The 21,680-nt window shown below is 64.4% G+C and carries 15 protein-coding genes and 1 tRNA gene; 3 read left to right on the top strand and 13 right to left on the bottom strand.

Features of this window, described 5'->3' with window-relative positions:
- Positions 1–260: 260 nt before the first annotated feature.
- From ACK3BK_RS19915 to bglX, 3 genes are all read right to left on the bottom strand, one after another.
- Complete coding sequence (locus ACK3BK_RS19915; protein ID WP_186667266.1) at positions 261–1,598, bottom strand: sigma-54-dependent transcriptional regulator; 1,338 nt, start codon at positions 1,596–1,598, stop codon at positions 261–263.
- The gene (locus ACK3BK_RS19910; protein WP_411383139.1) at positions 1,592–3,349 is read right to left on the bottom strand and encodes an ATP-binding protein; all 1,758 of its coding nucleotides are present in this window, start codon (positions 3,347–3,349) and stop codon (positions 1,592–1,594) included. Before ACK3BK_RS19910 ends, ACK3BK_RS19915 begins: the two co-directional genes overlap by 7 nt.
- Before the next feature lie 116 nt (positions 3,350–3,465).
- The gene (bglX, locus tag ACK3BK_RS19905) at positions 3,466–5,757 is read right to left on the bottom strand and encodes a beta-glucosidase BglX (protein ID WP_186667264.1); all 2,292 of its coding nucleotides are present in this window, start codon (positions 5,755–5,757) and stop codon (positions 3,466–3,468) included.
- 202 nt (positions 5,758–5,959) lie between these two features.
- Between bglX and ACK3BK_RS19900 the strand changes: the two genes are divergently transcribed.
- Positions 5,960–6,577: a TPM domain-containing protein gene (locus ACK3BK_RS19900; protein ID WP_186667263.1), complete on the top strand. Its 618-nt coding sequence runs from the start codon at positions 5,960–5,962 to the stop codon at positions 6,575–6,577.
- Between the two features lie 103 nt (positions 6,578–6,680).
- Entirely contained in the window at positions 6,681–7,889 is a 1,209-nt protein-coding gene (locus ACK3BK_RS19895; RefSeq protein ID WP_411383138.1) for a class I SAM-dependent methyltransferase, read from the top strand.
- A gap of 107 nt (positions 7,890–7,996) precedes the next feature.
- Here ACK3BK_RS19895 and ACK3BK_RS19890 read toward each other — a convergent pair whose 3' ends face one another.
- The 4 genes from ACK3BK_RS19890 to ACK3BK_RS19875 form a co-directional block, all read right to left on the bottom strand.
- Positions 7,997–10,549 carry a TonB-dependent hemoglobin/transferrin/lactoferrin family receptor gene (locus ACK3BK_RS19890; RefSeq protein WP_411383137.1) on the bottom strand — a complete coding sequence of 851 codons (2,553 nt, stop codon included), beginning with the start codon at positions 10,547–10,549 and terminating at the stop codon, positions 7,997–7,999.
- 115 nt (positions 10,550–10,664) lie between these two features.
- Positions 10,665–11,618 carry a FecR family protein gene (locus ACK3BK_RS19885; RefSeq protein ID WP_186667260.1) on the bottom strand — a complete coding sequence of 318 codons (954 nt, stop codon included), beginning with the start codon at positions 11,616–11,618 and terminating at the stop codon, positions 10,665–10,667.
- Positions 11,618–12,142 (bottom strand): RNA polymerase sigma factor, encoded by a 525-nt coding sequence (locus ACK3BK_RS19880; protein ID WP_186667259.1) that lies wholly within the window; start codon positions 12,140–12,142, stop codon positions 11,618–11,620. Before ACK3BK_RS19880 ends, ACK3BK_RS19885 begins: the two co-directional genes overlap by 1 nt.
- A gap of 87 nt (positions 12,143–12,229) precedes the next feature.
- Positions 12,230–13,249, bottom strand: a complete 1,020-nt coding sequence (locus tag ACK3BK_RS19875; RefSeq protein ID WP_411383136.1) for a DUF4917 family protein — start codon at positions 13,247–13,249, stop codon at positions 12,230–12,232.
- A gap of 126 nt (positions 13,250–13,375) precedes the next feature.
- Between ACK3BK_RS19875 and ACK3BK_RS19870 the strand changes: the two genes are divergently transcribed.
- Positions 13,376–14,446: a glycerophosphodiester phosphodiesterase gene (locus ACK3BK_RS19870; RefSeq protein ID WP_411383135.1), complete on the top strand. Its 1,071-nt coding sequence runs from the start codon at positions 13,376–13,378 to the stop codon at positions 14,444–14,446.
- On the opposite strand, the gene ACK3BK_RS19865 is transcribed toward ACK3BK_RS19870, so the two are convergent.
- From ACK3BK_RS19865 to plsB, 6 genes are all read right to left on the bottom strand, one after another.
- A complete protein-coding gene (locus tag ACK3BK_RS19865) occupies positions 14,447–16,147 on the bottom strand; it encodes a SulP family inorganic anion transporter (protein ID WP_186667256.1) in 1,701 nt (566 codons plus the stop codon).
- A 203-nt stretch (positions 16,148–16,350) separates the two neighbouring features.
- A tRNA-Gly gene (locus ACK3BK_RS19860) sits at positions 16,351–16,424 on the bottom strand.
- A gap of 111 nt (positions 16,425–16,535) precedes the next feature.
- Positions 16,536–17,417, bottom strand: coding sequence for an alpha/beta fold hydrolase (locus ACK3BK_RS19855; protein ID WP_186709284.1), 882 nt, complete (start codon positions 17,415–17,417; stop codon positions 16,536–16,538).
- A gap of 453 nt (positions 17,418–17,870) precedes the next feature.
- Positions 17,871–18,557, bottom strand: a complete 687-nt coding sequence (locus ACK3BK_RS19850) for a DUF4197 domain-containing protein (protein WP_186667254.1) — start codon at positions 18,555–18,557, stop codon at positions 17,871–17,873.
- Positions 18,558–18,590: 33 nt separating this feature from the next.
- Positions 18,591–18,989: a YbaY family lipoprotein gene (locus tag ACK3BK_RS19845; protein WP_186718836.1), complete on the bottom strand. Its 399-nt coding sequence runs from the start codon at positions 18,987–18,989 to the stop codon at positions 18,591–18,593.
- Between the two features lie 192 nt (positions 18,990–19,181).
- Positions 19,182–21,668 carry a glycerol-3-phosphate 1-O-acyltransferase PlsB gene (gene plsB / locus ACK3BK_RS19840; protein ID WP_288374764.1) on the bottom strand — a complete coding sequence of 829 codons (2,487 nt, stop codon included), beginning with the start codon at positions 21,666–21,668 and terminating at the stop codon, positions 19,182–19,184.
- Positions 21,669–21,680 lie beyond the last annotated feature (12 nt).

Here is a 21,680-nt window from a genome sequence, read left to right as displayed (position 1 = left end):
TTTTTGTGAGGCGCGCGGGACCGCGGCTTGAGAAGGGTTTTGCAGAAGGTGTGCCAAATGAGGGCGCAACGATCCGAATGAGGTGTCGGCTGCCCCATTCACGGGCACGCCAGCGCCACAGAAGCGCGATGGATCAAGGCCTGCACTGTATCCGTAGGAGCGGGCTTGCCCGCGAACAGCCGCGCTGCTCATCCCGGCCGAGTGCAGGCCATATGAGCGGTAACCCGCCTATTGGCAACTTTTGATCGGCAAGATTCCGCTCATTCGCGCTCGATAAAGTCCTCGCGCATCAGGCCATGGCGCTGCATTTTCTCGTTCAGTGTCCGCCGCGGCAGTTGCAGCGTTTCCATGACCCCTTTGATCTCGCCCTTGTGCTGGCGCAGCGCCGCACGCAGGCACTGCAGCTCGAACGCCTCCATCTGCTCGCTCAGCGACTGACCGCCCGGCGCCACCTCGATGCTCGATGAATCCAGCCCCAGCGCATGGCGCTCGGCGGCATTGGCCAGCTCGCGCACATTGCCCGGCCAGTCATGGGCCAGCAGTTGCGCCAGCTGCGCACCTGAAAGCGGCGGGGTGCTGCTGCGCCCCAGGCGCTCGGCGGCGGTACGGGCGAAATGTTCGAACAGCAGCGGAATGTCCTCGCGCCGCTCGCGCAGCGGCGCCAGACGCAGTTCGGCGACGTTCAGACGGTACGCCAGGTCTTCGCGAAAACGCCCGGCGCGGGCCTCGTCGAGCAGATCGGGTTTGGTCGCGGCGATGATGCGCAAGTCGACACTGATGCTCTGGTTGGCACCCAGGCGTTCGAGCTTGTGCTCCTGAATCACCCGCAGCAACTTGGCCTGCTGGGCCAGCGGCATGCTCTCGATCTCGTCGAGAAACACTGTGCCGCCGTTGGCATATTCCAGCTTGCCGATGCGCTTGCCCTGGGCACCTGTGAAGGCGCCGCTCTCATGGCCGAACAGCTCGGCCTCGAACAGGGCTTCGGGGATAGCCGCGCAATTGAGGGCGACGAAGGGTTTGTCGGCGCGCGGGCCGAAGTCGTGCAGGCAGCGCGCCACGCGCTCCTTGCCGCTGCCGGTCTCACCGCGAATCAGCACATTGACTGGCAATCCCGCCAGCTCCAATACCTGTCGGCGCAACTGCTGCAGGCCCTGGGACATCCCCAGCAGGGTCGCCTGCAGCCGCTCCTTGAGGTCGGCCTGCTGGTGCAGCGCGCGGTTTTCCAGCACCAGTTGGCGCTTGTCCAGGGCGCGGCGCAGACTGCCCAACAAGTGCTGCGGGGTGAAGGGTTTTTCCAGGAAGTCGTAGGCGCCGTTGCGCATGGCCTCCACTGCCATCGGCACATCGCCGTGGCCGGTGAGCAGGATCACCGGCAGGTCGGGATCCTGTGCCTGCAGGCGTTCGAGCAGTTGCAGGCCATCCATGCCCGGCATGCGCACATCGCTGATGACCACGCCGGGGAAGTGTTGCGGCAGTTGTGCGAGGCAGTCTTCTGCGCGGGCGAACAACTGCACGCTGAAGCCGGACAGGCTCAGCCACTGCTCCACCGCAGTGCGGATGCTGGCTTCGTCGTCGACGACGATCACTGAATTCAACATGCAGGCTCCAGGTCGCGGGGCAGGGTAAGGCTGAAGCGGGCACCGCCAGGCAGGTTGTCGACCTGCAGCTGGCCGCCGGCTTCATGGACGATGCCATAGGAAATTGCCAGGCCCAGGCCCAGGCCTTCGCCCACCGGCTTGGTGGTGAAGAAGGGATCGAACACGCGGGCCAGGTCGGCATCCTTGATGCCGCCACCGGAGTCGAGCACGCTCAGGTGCCAGCGTTCGTCCTCGGCTTCGATGCGGATCTCCAGACGTTTGTAGCGCTTGTCGGCCATGGCGTCGAGGGCGTTGTGCAGCAGGTTGATCAGCACCTGTTCGAGACGGATCGCATCGCCGCGCACCCACGCAGGACGTGCCAGGTACAGCGCCACCTCGACCTGCTCGCCGCGAATGCGGGTGTCGAGCAGGTGCAGGGCCTGGTCGACCACGGTGGCCAGGTCAAGACGCTCGCGCAGCCCACCTGGGCTATTGCGTGCGAAGGTCTTGAGGTGGCCGGTGAGGGCGGCCATGCGCGTGAGCATCTGCTCCAGCGGCTCCAGCGCCTGGCGCGCCTGTTCGTGGCGGCCATGGTCGAGCAGCAGGCGCAGGGTTTCCAGTTGCATGCGCTGGGTGGTCAGCGGCTGGTTGATCTCATGGGCCAGCGCCGCCGACATCTGCCCCAGCGCCGCCAACTTGGCCGACTGCACCAGGCCTTCCTGGGCGGTGCGCAGCTCGCGGGTGCGCTCCTCGACCAGGCGTGTCAGCTCTTCGCGGCTGCGCTGGCGCAGGCGGGCGATGCGCAGGCGCTGGCTGACGAACAGCACGGCGAACACCAGGCTCAGCCATACGGCTGCGCCAGACAACGCCGCGTTGCGGGCATCCTCGCTGACCTGCGGCTTGCGCAGCAGGTGCAGGGTCCAGCCCTCGGTGCTCAGCGGCAGGCTCTCCCACAGATAGTCGGCGCTACCGTCCGGCCCCTGCACGCGGCTGAAGGTGCTGCGTTCGTCGAAGCGGGTCAGCAACTGGTGCTGCAGAGGGACCAGCGGCTGCTTGTCGTACTGGCGGGTTTCGGCCAGCTCGGCGCGGTCTGCGGCGGTCAGGGGCTGCAGCTCGCGGTAGCGCCAGCCGTTCTGGTTGGCGATGAAGATGATCCCGCGCGCATCGCTGACCAGCAGGATGTCGCTGCCCTGGCGCCATTCGCGTTCAAGCTCGGGGAATTCGAGCTTGACCACCATGGCACCGAGGAAGCGCCCGTGCTCGTCGTTCACTGCGCTGGACAGGAAATAGCCCGGCACGCCGCTGGTCACGCCGACGGCATAGAAGCTGCCCGAGCCCTGGTTGCGGGTCTGCTTGAAATAGGGGCGAAAGCCATAGTTGGAGCCGACGTATGTGGTCGGCAGGCGCCAGTTGCTGGCTGCCACGGCCAGGCCGGTGCGGTCGAGCAGTTCGAGGGTGGAGGAGTTGGCGGCGCCGTTGATGCGTTCGAGCTTGCGGTTCAGTGCATCCTGCAGCGATTCGCCGACCGGGCCGCGCAGGGCGTCGATCAGCTCCGGGTCCAGCGCCAGGACGGCGGGCAGGGCGCGGTAGCGTTCGATCAGCGTATGCAGGCCGTTGGCGTAGAGGGTCAGTTGCTCGCTGGCCCGGCGTGCGTCGGTCTGCATCGCCTGGCGCTTGGCGTGGTGCATCGCCCAACTGGCGCTGAGGGCAGTGCCGACCAGGATCAGCAGAATGATCAGGGCCAGGCGCAGGGCGCGGAAGGGTGAGGGCATGGTGCGGGTCCGGGCGTTCTGTTTAAGGTGCCGGCCCCTTCGCGGGTAAACCCGCTCCCACAAGAGCACATGTGGCCCTGTGGGAGCGGGCTTGCCCGCGAAGGGGCCGCAGCGGTCTACAGCAACTCGAAGCTCTGCTGCTGCACGGCCTGCGAGTCCAGCCCGACCTGAACGTTGAACTGCCCAGGCTCGGCCACATGCTGCAGCTGGCCATTGTAGAACTTCAGGTCATCCTCGCTGATGCGGAAGGTCAAGGTGCGGGACTCGCCCGCCTTGAGCAGCACCTTCTGGAAGTTCTTCAGCTCTTTCACCGGACGGCTCATCGAAGCGCTGACATCCTGGATGTACAGCTGCACAACGGTTTCGCCATCGACCTTGCCGGTGTTCTTCACCGTCACTTCGGCCTGCAGGTTGTCACCCCGCTTGAGCGCGGTCTTCGACAGCGCAAGGTCCGAGAGCTCGAAGCTGCTGTAGCTCAGGCCGTAACCGAACGGATACAGCGGGCCATTGGGCTCCTCGAAGTACTGCGAGGTGTAGTTGCCCGGCTTGCCCGGGGTGAACGGGCGGCCGATGCTCAGGTGGTTGTAGTACATCGGGATCTGCCCGACCGAACGCGGGAAGGTGATGGCCAGCTTGCCGGACGGGTTGTAGTCGCCGAACAGTACATCGGCGATGGCGTTGCCGCCTTCGGTGCCGCTGAACCAGGTTTCGAGGATGGCATCGGCCTGCTCGCGCTCCCAGGCAATCGAGAGTGGCCGGCCGTTCATCAGCACCAGCACCAGGGGTTTGCCGGTGGCCTTCAGCGCCTTGATCAACTCGCGCTGTACTGCCGGAATCTCCAGGGTGGTGCGGCTGGACGACTCGTGGGACATGCCGCGCGATTCACCTACAACCGCCACCACCACGTCCGATTGCTGGGCGGCCTTGACCGCTTCATCGATCAGCACGGCGGCCGGACGCGGATCGTCGATGATTTCCGGCGCCGCGAAGTTGAGGAAGTTCAGGTAGTCGAAGATCGCCTTGTCGCCGGTGACGTTCGAACCCTTGGCATAGATGACCTTGGCCTTGCCTTCGGTGGCGCGACGCAGGCCTTCGCGAACCGTTACCGAGTGTTCGGGGCGGCCGTCGGCGGCCCAGCTTCCCATCATGTCGATCGGGGCATCGGCCAACGGGCCGACCAGGGCGATGGTGCCGGCCTTCTTCAGCGGCAGGGCCTGCTTCTTGTTCTCCAGCAGCACCAGGCTGCGGCGGGCCACGTCGCGGGCGGCCTCACGGTGCAGGCGGTCGTCGCCGTAGTAGTCCTTGAGGTCGGTCTCGGGCTTGCCGATGCGCACGTAGGGGTTCTTGAACAGGCCCATGTCGTACTTGGCACCCAGCACTTCGCGTACCGCCTGGTCGAGCTCGGCCTGGGTCACTTCACCGGACTTGAGCAGGCCCGGCAGCTCCTGGCCGTAGAGGGTGTCGTTCATGCTCATGTCGATGCCGGCCTTGATCGCCAGCTTCGCCGCTTCGCGGCCGTCGCGGGCCACGCCGTGGCGGATCAGCTCCTGGATGGCGCCGTGATCGCTGATGGTCACACCCTTGAAGCCCCACTCCTTGCGCAGCAGGTCGTTCATCAGCCAGGTGTTGGAGGTGGCCGGCACGCCGTTGATCGAGTTCAGCGCCACCATCACTCCGCCCGCACCGGCGTCGAGGCTGGCGCGGTAGGGCGGCAGGTAGTCGTTGTACATTTTCGGCAGGCTCATATCGACCGTGTTGTAGTCGCGCCCGCCTTCCACTGCGCCGTACAGGGCAAAGTGCTTGACGATGGCCATGATGCTGTCGGGCTCGGCCGGGCTCTTGCCCTGGAACGAGCGGACCATCACCTGACCGATCTTCGAGGTGAGGTAGGTGTCCTCGCCGAAGCCCTCGCTGGTGCGGCCCCAGCGTGGGTCGCGGGCGATGTCGACCATCGGCGCGAAGGTCATGTCCAGGGCATCGGCCGAGGCTTCGATGGCCGAGGTGCGGCCGACCTTGGCGATGGCGTCCATGTCCCAGGTCGCGGCCAGGCCCAGGCTTATCGGGAAGATCGTACGTTCACCGTGGATGGTGTCGTACGCAAAGAACATCGGAATCTTCAGACGGCTGCGCATGGCGGCGTCCTGCATCGGCCGGTTCTCCGGCGCGGTGCGCGAGTTGAAGGTCCCGCCGATGCGACCGGCGGCGATCTCCTCGCGGATCTTTTCGCGCGGCATTTCCGGGCTGATACTGATCAGGCGCAACTGACCGATTTTCTCGTCGACGGTCATCTGGCTGATCAGATGGTCGATGAAGGCCCGCTTGTCTTCCAGGGGCGGTGCGGAGGTGGCGGCCACGGCCGCCTGACTGGCAAGGCCCATGGCCAGGCCCAGCAAGGACAGTTTCATCATCAATTCCGTTGTCGAGTGGTTCGCTCGCGGCCGATTTTTCGGACGGCTGTTGTTGTCTGGCCCGCTGGCGGTGTAACAGGTCGCTCCCCCATCCTCCCGCGGTCGCCGCGGATTATGCCTTATAAGTGGGGCTCGATGAGATACACTCTCGCCGACCGCGTGCCGGGCTAACAACTATAAGAACGATCGAGAGACCGAAGGCATGACCCTTCTCAATGAATACGAACAACGCCAGGTTGCCGAAGCCATTGCCCGTGCCGAACAGCGCACCGACGCGGAGCTGGTGACGGTGCTGGCGCGCCACGCCGATGACTATGCCTACCTGCCGTTGTTGTGGGCTGTGCTGCTGGCGCTGGCGCTGCCCGGATTGGTGCAGGTGCTGCTGGGGTGGCCTGGGCTGCGTGGGCTGCTGGTGGCCCAGGTGCTGACCTTCATCGCCTTCAGCCTGTTGCTGCGCAACCCGCGCCTGGCCGGCTGGCTGGTCCCTCGGATGCTGCGCCACCGCCGTGCCGCCAATCTGGCCCGGCGGCAATTTCGTGAGCAGAACCTGCAACGCACCGAGGGCGCCACCGGGGTGTTGATCTTCGTCAGCGAGGCGGAGCGCTATGTGACCATCCTGGCCGACGAGGGCATCGCCCGGCACCTGGACGAGCGGGTCCGTGCAGAACTGGTGGCGCGGTTTACCGCTCACGTCTGCGCGGGACGCACCTTGCAGGGGTTCGTCGAATGCATCGATGCGTGTGGCGAGTTGCTCAGCCAGCACCTGCCGCCGACGCGGCGGCGCAACCAGTTGCCCAACCAGTTACTGATCCTGGATTGAACAGTGTGTGGCGGTGCAGGCCGACGATGGGGCCCGCACAGCCACTCAAGCCTGCAAACCTGTAGAATGCCCGCCATTGCGCATCTTGAGGCACCCCCTTCCCATGTCTTCCTCCACCCCCGCGGCGGACGCCCGCGCCCAGTTCCTGACCTTGCTGGGCGATGCCCTGCAGAGCGAAACCCTGACCAAGCTGGTCCTGGCGCGCCATGTCGGTGCCGACCAGAGCCTGCAGCGGATCATCGCCAAGCCTGTACAGATCAAGGGCCAGCCCTGCCTGTCGCTGGTCTACCGTCACCAAACCCGCGACATCACCCGCAACCTGCCGCGGGATCAGGCCCAGGCCCTGGTCGCCGAATTGCTGCCGGAGAGCTTTCGCAATGCCCACCTGTTCACCGCCGAAGGCGAGGTGCAACTGGGGTTCAGCAAGAAGGGCAAGCCGCTGTTGCAGCGTCACAGCACCCAGGTGCCGCGTGAGGCTGCGGCGAGCGGGCATGATCGCGAGAAGAAACGCTACCTGGAACTGTCGCGGCCATTTCTGCGCGATCTGGGCGTGACCGACGCCCAAGGTGCGCTGATTCCTTCGATGTCGCGCAAGTGGAAGCAGATCAACAAGTTCATCGAGGTCTTCGAGCATGCCCTGGGCAGCGCGCCGCTGGCGGCGGACCAGTTGCTGCGCGTCGCCGACTTCGGTTCGGGCAAGGGCTACCTGACCTTCGCCATGCACGACTACCTGCGCAATTCCCTCGGGCGCGAGGCGCAAGTGACCGGCGTGGAATTGCGCCCCGACATGGTCGAACTGTGCAACGCTGCCGCGGCGCGGCTGGAGCATCCTGGCCTGGAGTTCCAGTGCGGCGATGTGCGCAGCGTGGTGCCCGAAGCCATCGAGGTGATGATCGCGCTGCACGCCTGCGACATCGCCACCGACTACGCCATCCATACCGGTATCCGCTGCGGCGCGTCGATCATCATGTGCTCACCGTGCTGCCACAAGCAGATCCGCCCGCAACTGCACAGCCCAGGGCTGTTGCAGCCGATGCTGCAATACGGCCTGCACCTGGGTCAGCAGGCCGAGATGCTCACCGACAGCCTGCGCGCGTTGTACCTGGAAGCCTGTGGCTACGAGACCAAGGTGTTCGAGTTCATTTCTTTGGAGCACACCAACAAGAACAAGATGATCCTGGCGGTCAAGCGCAGGCAGGCGGGGGATAACAGCGCGCTGCTGGAGAAGATCGCCCAGCTCAAGGCTTTCTATGGAGTGCAGGAGCATTGCCTGGAGAGCCTGTTGCGCGCGGATGGGCTCATTACCGGCTGAGTACTGCCAGGCCCTGTGGGGGCGGGCTTGCCCGCGAAAAGCACACCGCCAATGTTCGCGGTGGTTCGGCGCCCCGACAAGCTCGCCTCCACCGCGACTGGCAACAATCAAAAGAACCGCGTCACGCTGATCTTGGCGTTGCGCCCCTGCACCAAGGCATTCTCCCCCGACAGTTCAGGCCGGATGGCCTTGTTGAACAGGTTGTCCACGGTGAAGTTGACCTCAGTGCCTTTCAGATAGGCCTGCTGCGGCTTCCAGTTGGCGAACAGGCCGTGGATCTGGTAACGGCTGTTGGCAAACTGATCGTAGTAGCGGTCACCCAGCACGCTAGCCGGGCCGTTGTAGTACTTGTCGCTGGGCAGGCGATCGGTCTGGCGCACGAACTGCGCGGTCCAGCCGATCCGCGCATCCCAGGCGGGGATCTTCACGCCCAGTGTGGTGATCCATTTCGGCGCAGGAATATCCTTGGCCCACACGTCCGGGCCCCAGGGGTTGGTGTAGGCGCCCTGGTGACGGCCGGTGATCCAGGAGAACGACGCCGAGCCGAACAGGTAGGTCGAATCGTAGAAGCTCTCGACCTCGAAGCCCTTGATCACCACATCACCAATGTTGCGGTAGTTGGACATCAGCCCGCCGCCACAGGTGTTGGCGATGGTGCCGCCGGTGACCAGCTGTTGCGGGCAACCGATGCCGGTCGCCTTGAAGATCTCGTCTTCGATGTGATTGCGAAACAGTGTGGTGCGCACCTGGGCGCTGTCGTTGGCCAGCACGAGGTTGTCGAAGTCGAACACGCTGCCCACGCGCAGGGCGGTGATGCGTTCCGGGTCCAGGTTGCGGCTGGTGGCGGTGCGGCTGCCGCTGCCCTGGACTTCGTACTGCTCGTCCAGCACAGGCGCCCGCCAGGTCTTGCTGTAGTCGGCGAACAGGGCGGTGTTGGGGGTGACCTTCCAGAACACCGACAGACGCGGCGACCAGCCGCTGTAGGTCTTGTCGCTGTAGTCGTGGCCAGCGGCCGGGTTGTTGTACAGCGGGGCATCGTTGGGCTTGCCCTCGTTGGTCACCTGGTCGTAGCGCAGCGACGGGGTGATGGTCACGTCACCCAGGGTGATGGCGTCCTGCAGGTAGTAACCCTGGCTCTGCACCTTGCCGCTGGGCATGAAGTAAGGCTGGTAGTGGCCGTAGTTGTAGCGCGGCGTGTCGTAGATGCCGCCGGGCATCCACATCTGCGTGTCGCGGTCGTGGCGGCGCACTTGCACACCGGCAGTCAGTGCGTGCTCCAGCGCGCCGGTCTCGAACAGGCTGGTGTTGGTCATGGCGAGCATGCGATCGCGGTACTCGGTGTCCATCTTGCGCCCGCCGGTAGCCGGCTGGAAGAACGCCGTGGCCAGGCGTTCGTCGGTCTGCTTGGTGTCGGAGTCGGAGTACTTCACCTCCAGGTCGACCCAACGGTTGTCGATCGGCTGATAGGTGTAGGTGGTCGACCAGGTGGTGTCGGTGGTGGTGCGGTTGGCCAGGAAGCGCTTGAGCGCAGCCTCGTAGCCGTACTTCTTGATGTCGGCCGCGGTAGGTGGCGTGGGGTAGGCGGTGGACGAGAACGGTGCCCAGCGTTCGCTTTGCGAGCGCGACCAGGAGAAGCCCAGGCTGTGTTCTTCGTTGAAGTGCACATTGCCCTTGAACAGCCCGCCGTCCAGGTCCAGGGCGCTGTTAGGCAGGCGCGTCGGGTTGATCGGGTAGCGGCCTTCCGGGTCGGGGATGTTGCTGGCCAGCTTCATGTCGCCGCCATCGCGCTTGGTCAGGTAGGCCAGGCCGTCGAAGCGGCCATCCTCGGTGCGGCCGAACAGCGCCGAGCTGTACACCTGCTGGTGGTCGTTGCTGGCGTAGCCGTACTTGATCATGGCGCCGCTGTTGCGGCCTTCCTGGAGCAGGTCGCCGGCGTCCTTGGTGGTCATGTTGACGCTGCCGCCGAAACCGCCGTTGCCGGTCTTGACCGAGTGCGGGCCTTTTTCCACCTCGATGTGCTTGATCAGTTCCGGCTCGATGAACACCGTGCCTTGCTGGTAGCGTTCGAAGCCGCTCTTGGTGGCGCCGTCGACGGTCATCGGCACGTCTTCGGCGTCGCCCAGGCCCCAGATGTTGATGGTCTGCCCGCCCGGCTTGGCTGAGCCGCCCATGTTCACGCCTGGCAGGGTGGCGAGCACGCTTGGAATGTTGCTGGGCTGGTAGCGGTCGATCTGTTCCTGGTTGAGGGTCGAGCGTCCGACGTTCTGCGGTCCGATCTGCTGGCCGTCGCCGACGATGCTCATGGCGCCGAGCTGGATGCTGTTGTCGGCCTGTGGCTGCTCCTCGTTGAGCCGCACCACATAGGTGTTGCCCATGCGCACCATGCTGAAGCGGCTGCCGGCAAGCAGGCGGGCGATCGCATCCTGCGCCTCGAAGGCGCCCTGCAGGGCCGGGGCCTGGGCGTCGTGCAGGAGGGCTTCGTCGAACAGCAGCTGGACCTTGGCCTGTTGCGCCAGTTGGCTCAGCGAGCGCGCCAGCGGTTGGGCGGGCAGGTCGAACTGCTGCGGCGCGGCTTCGGCGGCCAGGCTGATGGCCAGGCACAGGGCGAGCAGGGTGGGACGAGTGGGCAAGGCTTTCAACGGACGCAACGCAGGCAACATGGATTGCCCCAAACGGCAAATGGCCGGAAAAAAGCCCGCCGTTCACGCGGCAGGCGGGGAGGAAGACGCGGCGTTGGGAAAAACCCTCACCTGCGAATGATAAAAATTCTCAAATTTATTTCGAACGATGCTCGATGCGCAGGCGACCATCGCCGAGCAAGGTGGTTTTTACCGGGAGCAACGCGGGCAGGGCGGTGAGCAGAGCATCAGGATCATGCACATCGAGGTTGCCTGAAACCTTGTAGCGGCCCAGGCTCGGGTCGGCGAGCAAAACCGGTTGCTGGCGGTACAGGCTCAGTTCGTCGATCAGGCTCGCCAGTTCACGGTTGCGAAAGCTCACGTGGCCATCGCGCCAGTCGGCCACCGGCTGTTCTCCGAGCTCCTGGCGCACCAGTGTGCCGCGCGCCGGATCGTAGGTGACGCGCTGTCCGGCGCCGAGCAACAGCGCAGGCTGATGTTCGCCCGAAGTCTCGAAGGCAACCTGGCCGTGGGCCACGCTCAGAGCCAGCTCGCGGTCGCCACGGCGCAGGTCGAAGCCGGTGCCGACCACGCGCACGCGGGCACTGCCGGCATCGACGAACAGCGGGCGCTCCTTGTCGGGTGCCACTTCGATGTACAGCTGGCCGTGTTCGAGGCGGATCAAGCGTTGTTCGGCGGTGAAATCCAGGCGCAGGCGGGTCTGGGCGTTGACGAACAACTGGCTGCCATCAGGCAGGCGCAAGGTGCGCATGCTGTTGCTGGCCGCCAGGCTCTGGTGCATCGGTGCGGCGGTGCTGCCCAGGTTGCTGGCCAGCACCGCGCACAGCAGCGCCGCAGCCACCGCCAGGGCCGGACGCCAGCGCGGCGCCCGACGAACCGGCAGGGCGATGGGCTGGCTGGCCTGCTTGAGCGCCGCCAGGTCGTCCCACAGCTGTTCGAACTGGCGATAGGCGCGCGCATGCTCCGGGTGCTGGATCCACAGGGCGAAGGCCTTGCGTTCCTCACGCGACGGCGTATTGCGGTTGCGCGTGAACCAACTGGCCGCCTGAGCGTCGATCGGCCGCTGGTCGATGTCGTCGATATGGTTCATTACGGCTGCTCCCTGCCATTGTCACTGTCCAGCCGTTGCTTGCATTGCAGCAGGGCGGCGGCGATGTGCTTCTCGACCATGCTTACGGAAATGTCCATGCGTTCGGCGATCTGCGCCTGGGTCAGGCCTTCGAAGCGGTGCAGCATAAGGGCTTCTCGCCGCCGCGGCGAGAGTTCGGCGAGCACTTCGCGCAATTGTTCGAGGCGTTGCGCCTGTTGGGCGTGGTCGAGCGGGTCGTTGTCGGCTGCAGCCTCGTCGCTGGCCTCTGTTTCGAGCGCGGCGTGGCGCACCTTCTGCCGCCGCCAGTGGTCACTGAGCAGATTGCGCGCCATCTGGAACAGGAAGGCGCGGGGTTGCTCGACCTTGGCGCGGTCGCGGTAGCCCAGCCATTGGGTGAACACATCCTGGGTCATGTCGGCGGCATCGCTGGCATTGTCCATGCGCTTGCGCAGGAAATGCAGGATCTCGGCATAGAAACCGCGGCAGGTGTCCTGGGTGGCTGGGTCGGGCTTGAGGCGCTGCATGCACGCTTTCCGGGCTGGCCTGGGAAGGAAAGGGTGCGGATCTTATCGAGAATTATTTACATTTGCCAGATTGTCTCGCATGAATTCTCAGTGACGCCGGGCCTGGGCCAGTGGCACGGGCAGCGCCAGCTCCGCGGCACCCAGGGGGTGGCTGGAAGCATCGAAAAAATGCAGTGAGGTGTCTGGAATGTCGGCGAAGCGGTCGGTGAAGTGCTGTTTCTGGTTGAGAATCGAGGCTTCGTTGAGAGGGCGGATGGCGATGCTCAAATGTTTGGGACGAGCCTGGTGAATGGCGTGCAGCAGGTGGTGGTCGCTGCTGTCCAGATGTTGCCCGAACAGGCACAGGCCCTCGTGTTCCCGGGCCAGTTGGCCGAGGCTCCAGGACAGGTAGTCGGAGTGACGAATCGCCTGCAGCTTCTGTTCGCTGCGGCCTTCGTTGATGAACAACGGCACCTCGCCAGGAATGTTCACGGCGAAGCCGTCGAGCAACTCGCTGCCCTTGGCGCTGCGTTGGCGCGTGCTGCCGTCTGGCAGCTTGAGCAGATGCATACCCCCGTGCAGATGCAGCACCCGCGTGCCTTCGCCGCGGGGGCGGCGCACGTCGAAGAAACCTTCATCATCGAACAGCGGTGCGAAACCTTGCGGGGCATGTTCGATGGCCCATGGCAGGATCAGGTCGTAGTTGCTGGTGTAGACGTTGCGGTATTGGCGCAGTGCGGCGTTGATCGAGGCCAAGGTCGCGCTCGACATCAGTGCGTGCGGTGGGTGCACGGTCCGGGTCGCGTGGATCAGCGCTTCCTTGATCGAATAGTAGCGGTTCAGCGGTGCGGTGGCGTTGATCGCCAGGGCCGCGTTGGCGCGCACCGTGGTATTCAGGGTGCTCAGCACCGGCTCGAACAGTTCGGTGCCCAGCGACTTGAATAGCGCCTGGTCGCTGATTGCCAGGCCGGTCTTGCGACCGGCGCGCTGCGCCTGTTCGAACAGCGAGAAGTAGCCGAACGGCTTCCACAGGACCCGGCTGGCGCCATTCCCGACCAGCAGGGCGGTACAGGGGTGGCGGTCGTTGAGGTCGGGCCACTGGGCCAGCTGGGAATCGAGAGAGGGCATCGCGTATCCGGGGGCAGGGGGGAACGCGGGGGACTTTAGCATGTCATCGAAGCTGTGAGAGGCTTGCATCTCCAAGGACCCAGCCGCGCAGCATCCTCAGCAGGCGCGGCTCAAGAGGATCGATGAATGCGTATACCTGTACTTCCTGCCGTGGGCCTGGCTCTGTTTCTGTCTGCCGTGACCGCTGGCGCCAGCGATGGTCCCTCCCTGGCCAAGGCCCAGCATGTGCCCCACCCGGCGGTGATCGCCCACCGCGGCGCCTCCTTCGATGCTCCCGAATCGACCACTGCGGCCTACCTGCTGGCCCGTGAATTGGGCGCCGACTATCTGGAGCTCGACCTGCAGCGTACGAGAGACAACCATCTGGTGGTGGTGCATGACGACGTGCTGGCGCGCACCAGCGATGTCGCCGAGCGCTTCCCCGAGCGGGCGAAAAGCCCGGTCAGCGACTTCACCCTGGCTGAGCTGAAGTCGCTCGACGCTGGTAGCTGGTTCAACAGGGCCTACCCGGACCGAGCCCGCGATTCGTTCGGCAAGCTGCAGATCCTGACCCTCGACGAAGTGATCGATATCGCCGAAGGCAATCCCGAGCGTCATCCGGGGCTGTACATCGAGACCAAGGTGCCCAAGCAGTTTCCTGGCATCGAGCAGCAGCTCAAGGAAAAACTCCAGGCCCGTGGCTGGCTCGACAAGCCGGGGCGGGTGATCCTGCAGACCTTTGATCGCAACAGCCTGGCGCTGCTGCACCAACAGATGCCGCAAGTGCCGAAGATCCTGCTGCTGTGGATTGGCAAGGGCAGCATCGAGCCCAAGTCGGGCAAGGATTTTGCCGACTCCGGCGAGCACGACAAGGCGGCGTTCTACGCCCGCCAGGAACCCAAGGATCGTGAAGAATTCCTGCGCTGGCTCGATGCGGCGAAGGCCGGTGGTGCCATCGGCACAGGCCCGTCTGCGGTGCGCAGCAACCTGGGCGAGCAGAGCTATGCCGACCTGATCCAGCCGTGGATGAACCAGGCCAGCCACGAGCGCGGGCTGCTGGTGCATGTGTATACCCTCGATGACCGGGTGGATTTCGACAAGGCGATGAAGGCGGGAGTGGATGGCATCTTCACCAACCGGGCCGGGGAACTGCTGCGTTTCTACGGGCGTACGCAGGTGCCGGTCGAAGCTCAGTTGCTGAAGAAGCTGGGGTACTGATCACGCTTTTGGCTCTGCGCTGCGCTCCCGGTTACGCCACACCCGATAGGCGCGGATTCCTGCGCGGACCGAGCCGAATAGCAGCGTGTCTTCCATCTCCCGCGCCATCCCCGAGCGCACCAGCATGCGCAGGAAGGTGCCACGGGCGCGGGCGATGGCGAAGTGCACGCCTTGTGCTTGCAAGGTGTCGCGCACTTCGCGCAGGGCGGCGATGCCGCTGACGTCGATGCTGGTCACGGCCTCGGCATCGAACAGCACAGCCTTGGGTTCAGGCTCGCGCTGCAGGGCTTCGAGCAAGCGCATCTTGAAGTAATCGGCGTTGAAGAACAGGATCGCGTCATCGAAGCGGTACACCACCAGGCCCGGTACGGTGCGTGCGTCCTGGTGCTGGCGTACGTCGACCTGGCCTTCGATGCCCGGTACCCAGCCGAGCACGGCGTCGGTGGGTTGGTAGATGGTGTAGAGCAGGCGCAGGATGGCCAGGGTCACGGCGAAGACGATGCCCGGCAGCACGCCCAGGCCGAGCACGCCGATGGTAGTCAGCAGGCACAGCCAGAACTCGAAGCGGCTCAGACGACGGATCTTGCCCAGCGACTTCACGTCGATCAGGCCCCAGCCGGCCATCAATAAAACGGCACCGAGAGCGGCCTGGGGGATCCAGGCCATGGGTGCGGTGAAGAACAGCAGGATCAGCGCGATCACCAGCGCGGCGATGATGCCCACCAACTGGCTCTTGCCACCGACCATGTCGTTGACCGCGGTGCGCGAGTCCGCTCCGCTGATGGCGAAGCCTTGGGAGATGCCGGCGGCCAGATTGCTCACGCCCAGGGCGACGAACTCGTGGTTGGCATTGATCGCGTAGCCATGCCGCGCGGCGAAACTGCGCGCGGTGAGCATGGCGCTGCAGAAGCTGACCGTGGCGATACCCAGCGCGTCGCGCAGCAGGCTCTTGGTTTCGGCCAGGTTGCTCTGTGGCCAGGCCAGCTCCGGGATGCCCGCAGGCACCGGACCGAGGATCGCCACACCGAAGCGATCGAGACCGAACAGTCCTGCGAGCACGGTGAACACTGCCACCGTGACCAGGGCGGCGGGCAGCCTCGGGTAGCGCCTTGGCAGCCAGATCAGCAGGGCCAGGCCGCCGAGCCCGATGGCCAGAGTCAGCCAGTGGATCTCACCCAGGCGCTCGAGGAAATTGATCAGGCTGAGGATGAAACCGTCACCTTCGATGCTGAAGCCAACCACTTTGGAGAGTTGCCCGGCGATCAGGCTCAGGCCGATGCCGTTGAGGTAGCCGATCAGGATCGGCCGCGAGAAGAAGCTGGCGATGAACCCGGCGCGGGCCAGACCCGCCGCGATCAGCATTACTCCGACCAGCACCGTGACAATGACCGACAGCTCGGCGATGCGCTGTGGGTCGCCCATCGCCAAGGGCGCCACGGCCCCGGCGATCATCGCGCAGGTAGCGGCATCGGGGCCGACCATCAATTGCCGCGAACTGCCGATCAGGGCGTAGACCATCATCGGTAGCACGCAGGCATACAGACCGTACTGCGGTGGCAGGCCGACGATCTGCGCGTAGGCAATGGCGATCGGGATCTGGATCGCTGCCACCGAAAGGCCCGCCTGCAGGTCGGCGTGGAACCACTCGCGACGGTAGTGCAGAAGGTTGGCCAGGCCGGGCAACCAGCGGGAAAGAAACATGGGCAGTCCCTTGGAAATGTCTCTGGGTAGAGTAGGCGATATGCACCCGAAGCCGTCTCGCTTGCAAGCGAAATCCGGCTGCGCATTCAAGCGGGTCGGCAAGGGGGCGGCCATGGGTCAGATCAATGGAAGATGCAGAAACGAAAAAAGAGCCGACGGCTCTTTTTACGGGCGCTGAAACCAGGGGGTTCAGGCGAGGAATCTGGAGCGGGTAGAGGGAATCGAACCCTCAACTAAAGCTTGGGAAGCTTTCGTTTTGCCACTAAACTATACCCGCTTCGCAGCGCGACTTTTTACCAGAACCCAAGCCTCATGAGAAGCCCAGGGTTGTAAAAAAGCCTGTCGACGACCTGAGCCGGCGGCTGACGGTCACAGGTCGCCGGGCCGCTCAGATGGCCAGCGCATGCTGGTCCTGCACGTAGGTGTAGCGTTGGCGAGGCTCGCGTGCCGGCTTGAGGAAACCAAGTATCGCGCTGCGGGTGTCCTCGCAGGCGGTCTTGTGTTCCATGTCCAGGAAGTGGCCGGCATCGCGAATCACGCTGAACTGGCTCTTGCCCACATGGCGACTGAACTGCCGGGCATCCTCGACGGTGGTGTACTCGTCACGCTCGCCGTTGATGAACAGCACCGGGATGTCGATATTGCGCGCTGCCTTCAATGCCCGCTCAAGATCATGATCCAGCACCTGGTTGATGTGGAAGTGCATCTGTGCGTACTCGTGGCTGTCCAGGCTGCTCACGTGACGGTAGTTGAAGCGCTTGAACAGCGACGGCAGGTGCTTGCCAATGGTGTCGTTGACCAGGTTGCCGACCTGATAGCGGTCGCAGGCGGACAAGTACTGGCAGCCGCGCTCGAGGTAGTCGCGCATCGGATCGTTGATCACCGGCGAGAACGAACTGACGATCGCCTTCTTCACCAGGCGTGGCTGGTGCGCCAGTGCCAGCAGCGTGCACGCGCCGCCCCAGGAGAAGGACATCACGTGATCGGCACGGAAGTGCTCGACCAGCTCCAGCAGAATATGCGCCTCGGTCTCTTTCGTCAGCAGACGTTCCTGGCGGTTGTGTGGCTTGGACTTGCCGGCATAGGGCTGGTCGTAGAGCACCACGTTGAATTGCGGATACAGATTGCGCACCGTCTGGGCAAAAGACGCCGTGGTGGCCAGCGAGCCGTTGATCAGGACGATCGTCTTCTCTGCCGTTTCCGCGCGATAGAACTCCGTGTAAACCCGGTACTGACCTTGGATATCAAGTACAGCGATTTCTGGCCTCATGTCATCGACTCCTGGCGCAAAAAGGGCACTCGCGTCATCTAGTGGCCTGCCCAGTCGTATCGATCGCTCGAAATGGCTGCGCAGAACCCTAGGGTGCACGTCCTATATGACAGGTAGGCATTCGCCTTGAAGTGAAACCGGGGGGCCCAGTGCCGATCCCGGTTGCGCGGGTCGACGGGTATTGTTGTTGGCGGGCGATCTGCCGTGCCCCAAGGCATCGAGACCTTGGGTGGCCGGCAAAAGGCGTCTTGGAGTCCATGAGTGACCGATGAGTCACATGAAGACTGACGAATTGGATTCAAGCAGCAGCGTGCAGATCGTGCAAGTGCCGCTCGGGGGATCTTTTGCGCAAAACCGCTGGGCGGTCGTTCTGGCGTAGCCCATGGGCCTGGGCCGGGGTTGCATCGCGGGTGTTTGCCCGCGATGCATTTTCAGGCAGTTGCGGTGGGCGAATCAGAGTGCGCCGAACACTTTCTTGGCCAGGCTCGTCGCGGCCTGTGCCGGGTTCTGGCGGATACTCTGTTCTTGCTTGGCAATCATCTCGAACAGCCCGTCCAGGGCTTTTTCGGTCACGTAGTTCTCGATATTGGCGTCATCCTTGATCAGGCCCAGCCCCTTGGCCTGGCCGGCGAAGCTGTTGTACTGCTGGGCCAGGCCGACCTTGTCGGTGGCCTGCTTGACGATGGGCAGGAACTTGGCGCGGATCTGCTCGCGGCTGCTCTTGTTCAGGTACTGGGTGGCCGAATCCTGGCCACCGCTGAGGATGCCCTTGGCGTCGGTCACGGTCATCTTTTTCACCGCATCCACGAGAATCGCCTGGGCTTGTGGCACGGCAGCTTCGGCGGCCTTGTTCATGCTGGTTTCCAGGGCGTCGACCTGATCGCCCTTGCCAAACATCTTCATCGCCTTGGCGGCCTTGCCCAGGTTGCCGGGCAGTTCGATGCGCACGTCCGGGTTGTTGTTGAAGCCGCCGGGGGTGCTCAGCTGTTTGACGGCGATCTGCGCGCCCTGAGTCAGAGCGTCCTTGAGGCCGGCGGAAGCGTCGCTCTGGGACAGGTCGCCAAGCGACAGGGCCAGGGCGCTGGCCGACAGCAGCAGGCCGGCGCACAGGGTGGTGAAGCGCAAGGAGGAGCGAATCATGAAGACTTCCTTATGGGCAGAAATGAAGCGGGATCAACGTACTTGATCGACCTTGATCCGCACAGGTTGCGGGTCGCTGCCGTCGAGTCGGACGCCGTGGTGTTCGGTGTTGATGAACAGCAGCTTGCCATCGAGTTCGATGCGGGCGCTGACGGCGTAGCGATGGCCCGGCTGGACCTTGGCCGGATCGTAGCTGAGCTGGAACGGCAGTGGCACGTTGCCCTTGACCGGCCCGGACTGGCTGGCGAGGGTGACGGCCGGGGCGTCCATCAGCGAGACGTCCTGCAGGCTCACGCTGAGCGTGGCGGCAGGCGGCAGGGCAATGCGCTGCAGGTAGAAGACTTCGCCTTCCAGACTGGCCTGGTGCGGCGTGGTATGGCTGGAGCAGGCTGTGAGCAGGGTGGCGCAGCACAGCGTGAGAAGTTTTTTCATGGAATCTCCGCAGTCCTTGGCGTGGGCTTGTGGCCGACCATTGGGACTTTAGCGCAATGGCGGGTGGGGAAGGAAATCTGTCCGGTGCTCGGCACGCTGCTCGGAACATTTGCCGCGCCGGCCTTTTGGCGGGCAAGCCCGCTCCCACAAAGTTTTGCAGGGGGGCTTGCCTGCGAAAAGGCCAACTCTGGATCAGACGATAGCCTGTTCTGCGGTGTCGTCCCTATGCAGCGCCACCTGTCGGATCGACAAGCGCAGCTCCGCCGACAGCACCCGCTTGGCGACGCCTTCGGCCAGCTCGGCGAGTTTGTCGTGGTAGCCAAGCTTGCCATTGCCATCCGGCAGCAGCACGCCTTCGTGCACCAGGGTCTGGATGAAGTGGCGGAACAGGGTCTTGTCGAAGAACTCCGGGGCGTTGAGCCCGTGCAGGATCGACAGGCGCTGGGCCATCATCACGCACAGGTCTTCCAGTTCTTCGGCGTTCAGGCTGTGCTGGCCACTGTTGAGCAGCAGCGAGGTGGCCATGTAGAAACGCTGTAGCGTCTGGGTGATGGCGCGGGCCAGCAGAGTGAGCAGCACGAACTGGCGCGAGCTCGGCGCCGGACGCAGGTACACGCCGTTCTCGAAGCGCAGCAGGCCTTGCTCGACCAGCGCGCCCAGCCATTGGTCGATGGCCTCGTCGAGTTGCTCCGGTGTCCAGCGCAAGAACAGTTCGGCCTGCAGGTAGGGGTACAGCGCCTGAACATATTGCCCCACCAGTTCGCGACTCATCCGCGAGCTGCTGAGGAAGAAACTTGCCAGCAGCGCCGGCAGGGCGAAGATGTGCAGGACGTTGTTGCGGTAATAGGTCATCAGCACCGCATTGGCTTCGTCCAGGTAGAGGATGCGCCCGAGGGCGTCCTTCTGCTCGGCCAGCAACTCCATGCCCCTGACATGTTCGATCAGCGCCTTGCCGTCACCTTCGGGCAAGGTCACGTGGCTCGAATAGGGCACTTGGCGCAACAGGGCCAGGTAGAGGTCGAGCACGCGAACCAGGGCGCGTTCGTCGAGGGCCAGGCGGCTGGTCGAGAGCAGCGCCAGGGCCACCAGGTTGACCGGGTTGATGGCTGCCGCCCCGTTCAGGTGCTGGGCGACCGTCTGGCCCAGGCGGGTGGTGGTGTCGTTGAGCCAGGCCGGGCGGAACTGCGGGGCAAGGTCTTGCTCGCGCCAGCCTGGTTGCTGCTGGTCCAAAAACGCGCCCAGGCGGATCGGTTCGCCGAAGTTGACGTAGACCTGGCCGAAGCGCTGCTTGAGGGCGCCGATGACCTTGAAGATGTCGAAGATCGACTCTTTCTTCTTGCTCGCACCGCGCAGCTCACCCAGGTAGGTACGGCCTTCGAGCACGCGTTCATAGCCGATGTAGACCGGCACGAAGACGATCGGCGTGCGCGAGGAACGCAGGAAGCTGCGCAGGGTGATCGCCAGCATGCCCGGGCGTGGCTGCAGCATGCGCCCGGTGCGCGAGCGTCCGCCCTCGACGAAGTACTCCACCGGGAACCCCTTGGTGAACAAGGTGTGCAGGTACTCATTGAACACCGCGGTGTACAGCGGGTTGCCCTTGAACGTGCGGCGCATGAAGAACGCACCGCCGCGGCGCAACAGACCGCCGATCACCGGCATGTTGAGGTTGATGCCGGCAGCGATGTGCGGCGGCGTCAGGCCATTGCGGAACAACAGGTACGACAGCAGCAAGTAGTCGATGTGGCTGCGATGGCACGGCACGTAGATCACCTCGTGGCCCGGTGCGATGCCTTGCACCTGCTCGATGTGGTTGACCTTGATGCCGTCGTAGATCTTGTTCCAGAACCAGCTCAGCACCACTTCAAGGAAGCGGATCGCAGTGTAGGTGTAGTCCGAGGCGATCTCGTTGCCATAGTGCAGCGCCTTGGCCTCCGCCTTGGCGTAGGGGATCTTCTCGCGCTCGGCCTCATCGCTGATCGCCTGGCGCACCAGCGGATCATGAACCAGGCCTTTGACCAGGTTGCGCCGGTGCGAGATGTCCGGCCCGATCACCGCGGTCTTCAGGTTGCGAAAATGCACGCGAAGCAGGCGCTGTGCCATGCGCACGGTGCGTTCCTGGCCCTTGTTTTGCTGCACCAGTTCACGCAAGTGGATTGGCGCGGAGAACTGCACGCGGGTCTTGCGACCAAGGATCAAGACACTGAGCAGGCGGCGCAGACGACCGGTGACCGCCCAGCTGTCGGCGAACAACAGTTTCCACGGGCTGGATTCGCTGGCCGGGGTCTGCCCCCAGAACACGCTGACCGGAATGATCTGCGCGTCCTCTTCGGCATGCTCGCCGATCGCCTCGATCAGGCGCTCCAGGGTGGGGGGCGCGCCGCGTTTGTCCTGGCGGCCTAGCCAGTCCGGGTCTGGCGTGAGGTAGAAGAACGCCGCAGGTTCGTGCAGCGGTCCGACGGCAACGGGCAGTATGGGGCGTGGCAGCCCTGCCTTGGTGCACTCGCGGTCGACCACCGCCAGATCAGTGAGCGACGGCGAGGGCAGGGCATAGAACACCGGGCGGCTGCGGTCGAGCTTGAGCGTCAGCGAGGACTGGTTGATGGTTTCGGAGCGCACCCACAGGTAGAGCACGCGACGCAGGGCGCCGAAGATCAGGCGGCGCAGGGGGGAACGGGTCATGGGGTGTTTGCC

The sequence above is a fragment of the Pseudomonas sp. L7 genome (genome assembly GCF_046605565.1).
Lineage (GTDB): Bacteria > Pseudomonadota > Gammaproteobacteria > Pseudomonadales > Pseudomonadaceae > Aquipseudomonas > Aquipseudomonas wayambapalatensis.
This window is presented reverse-complemented; position numbering and strand designations above follow the sequence as displayed.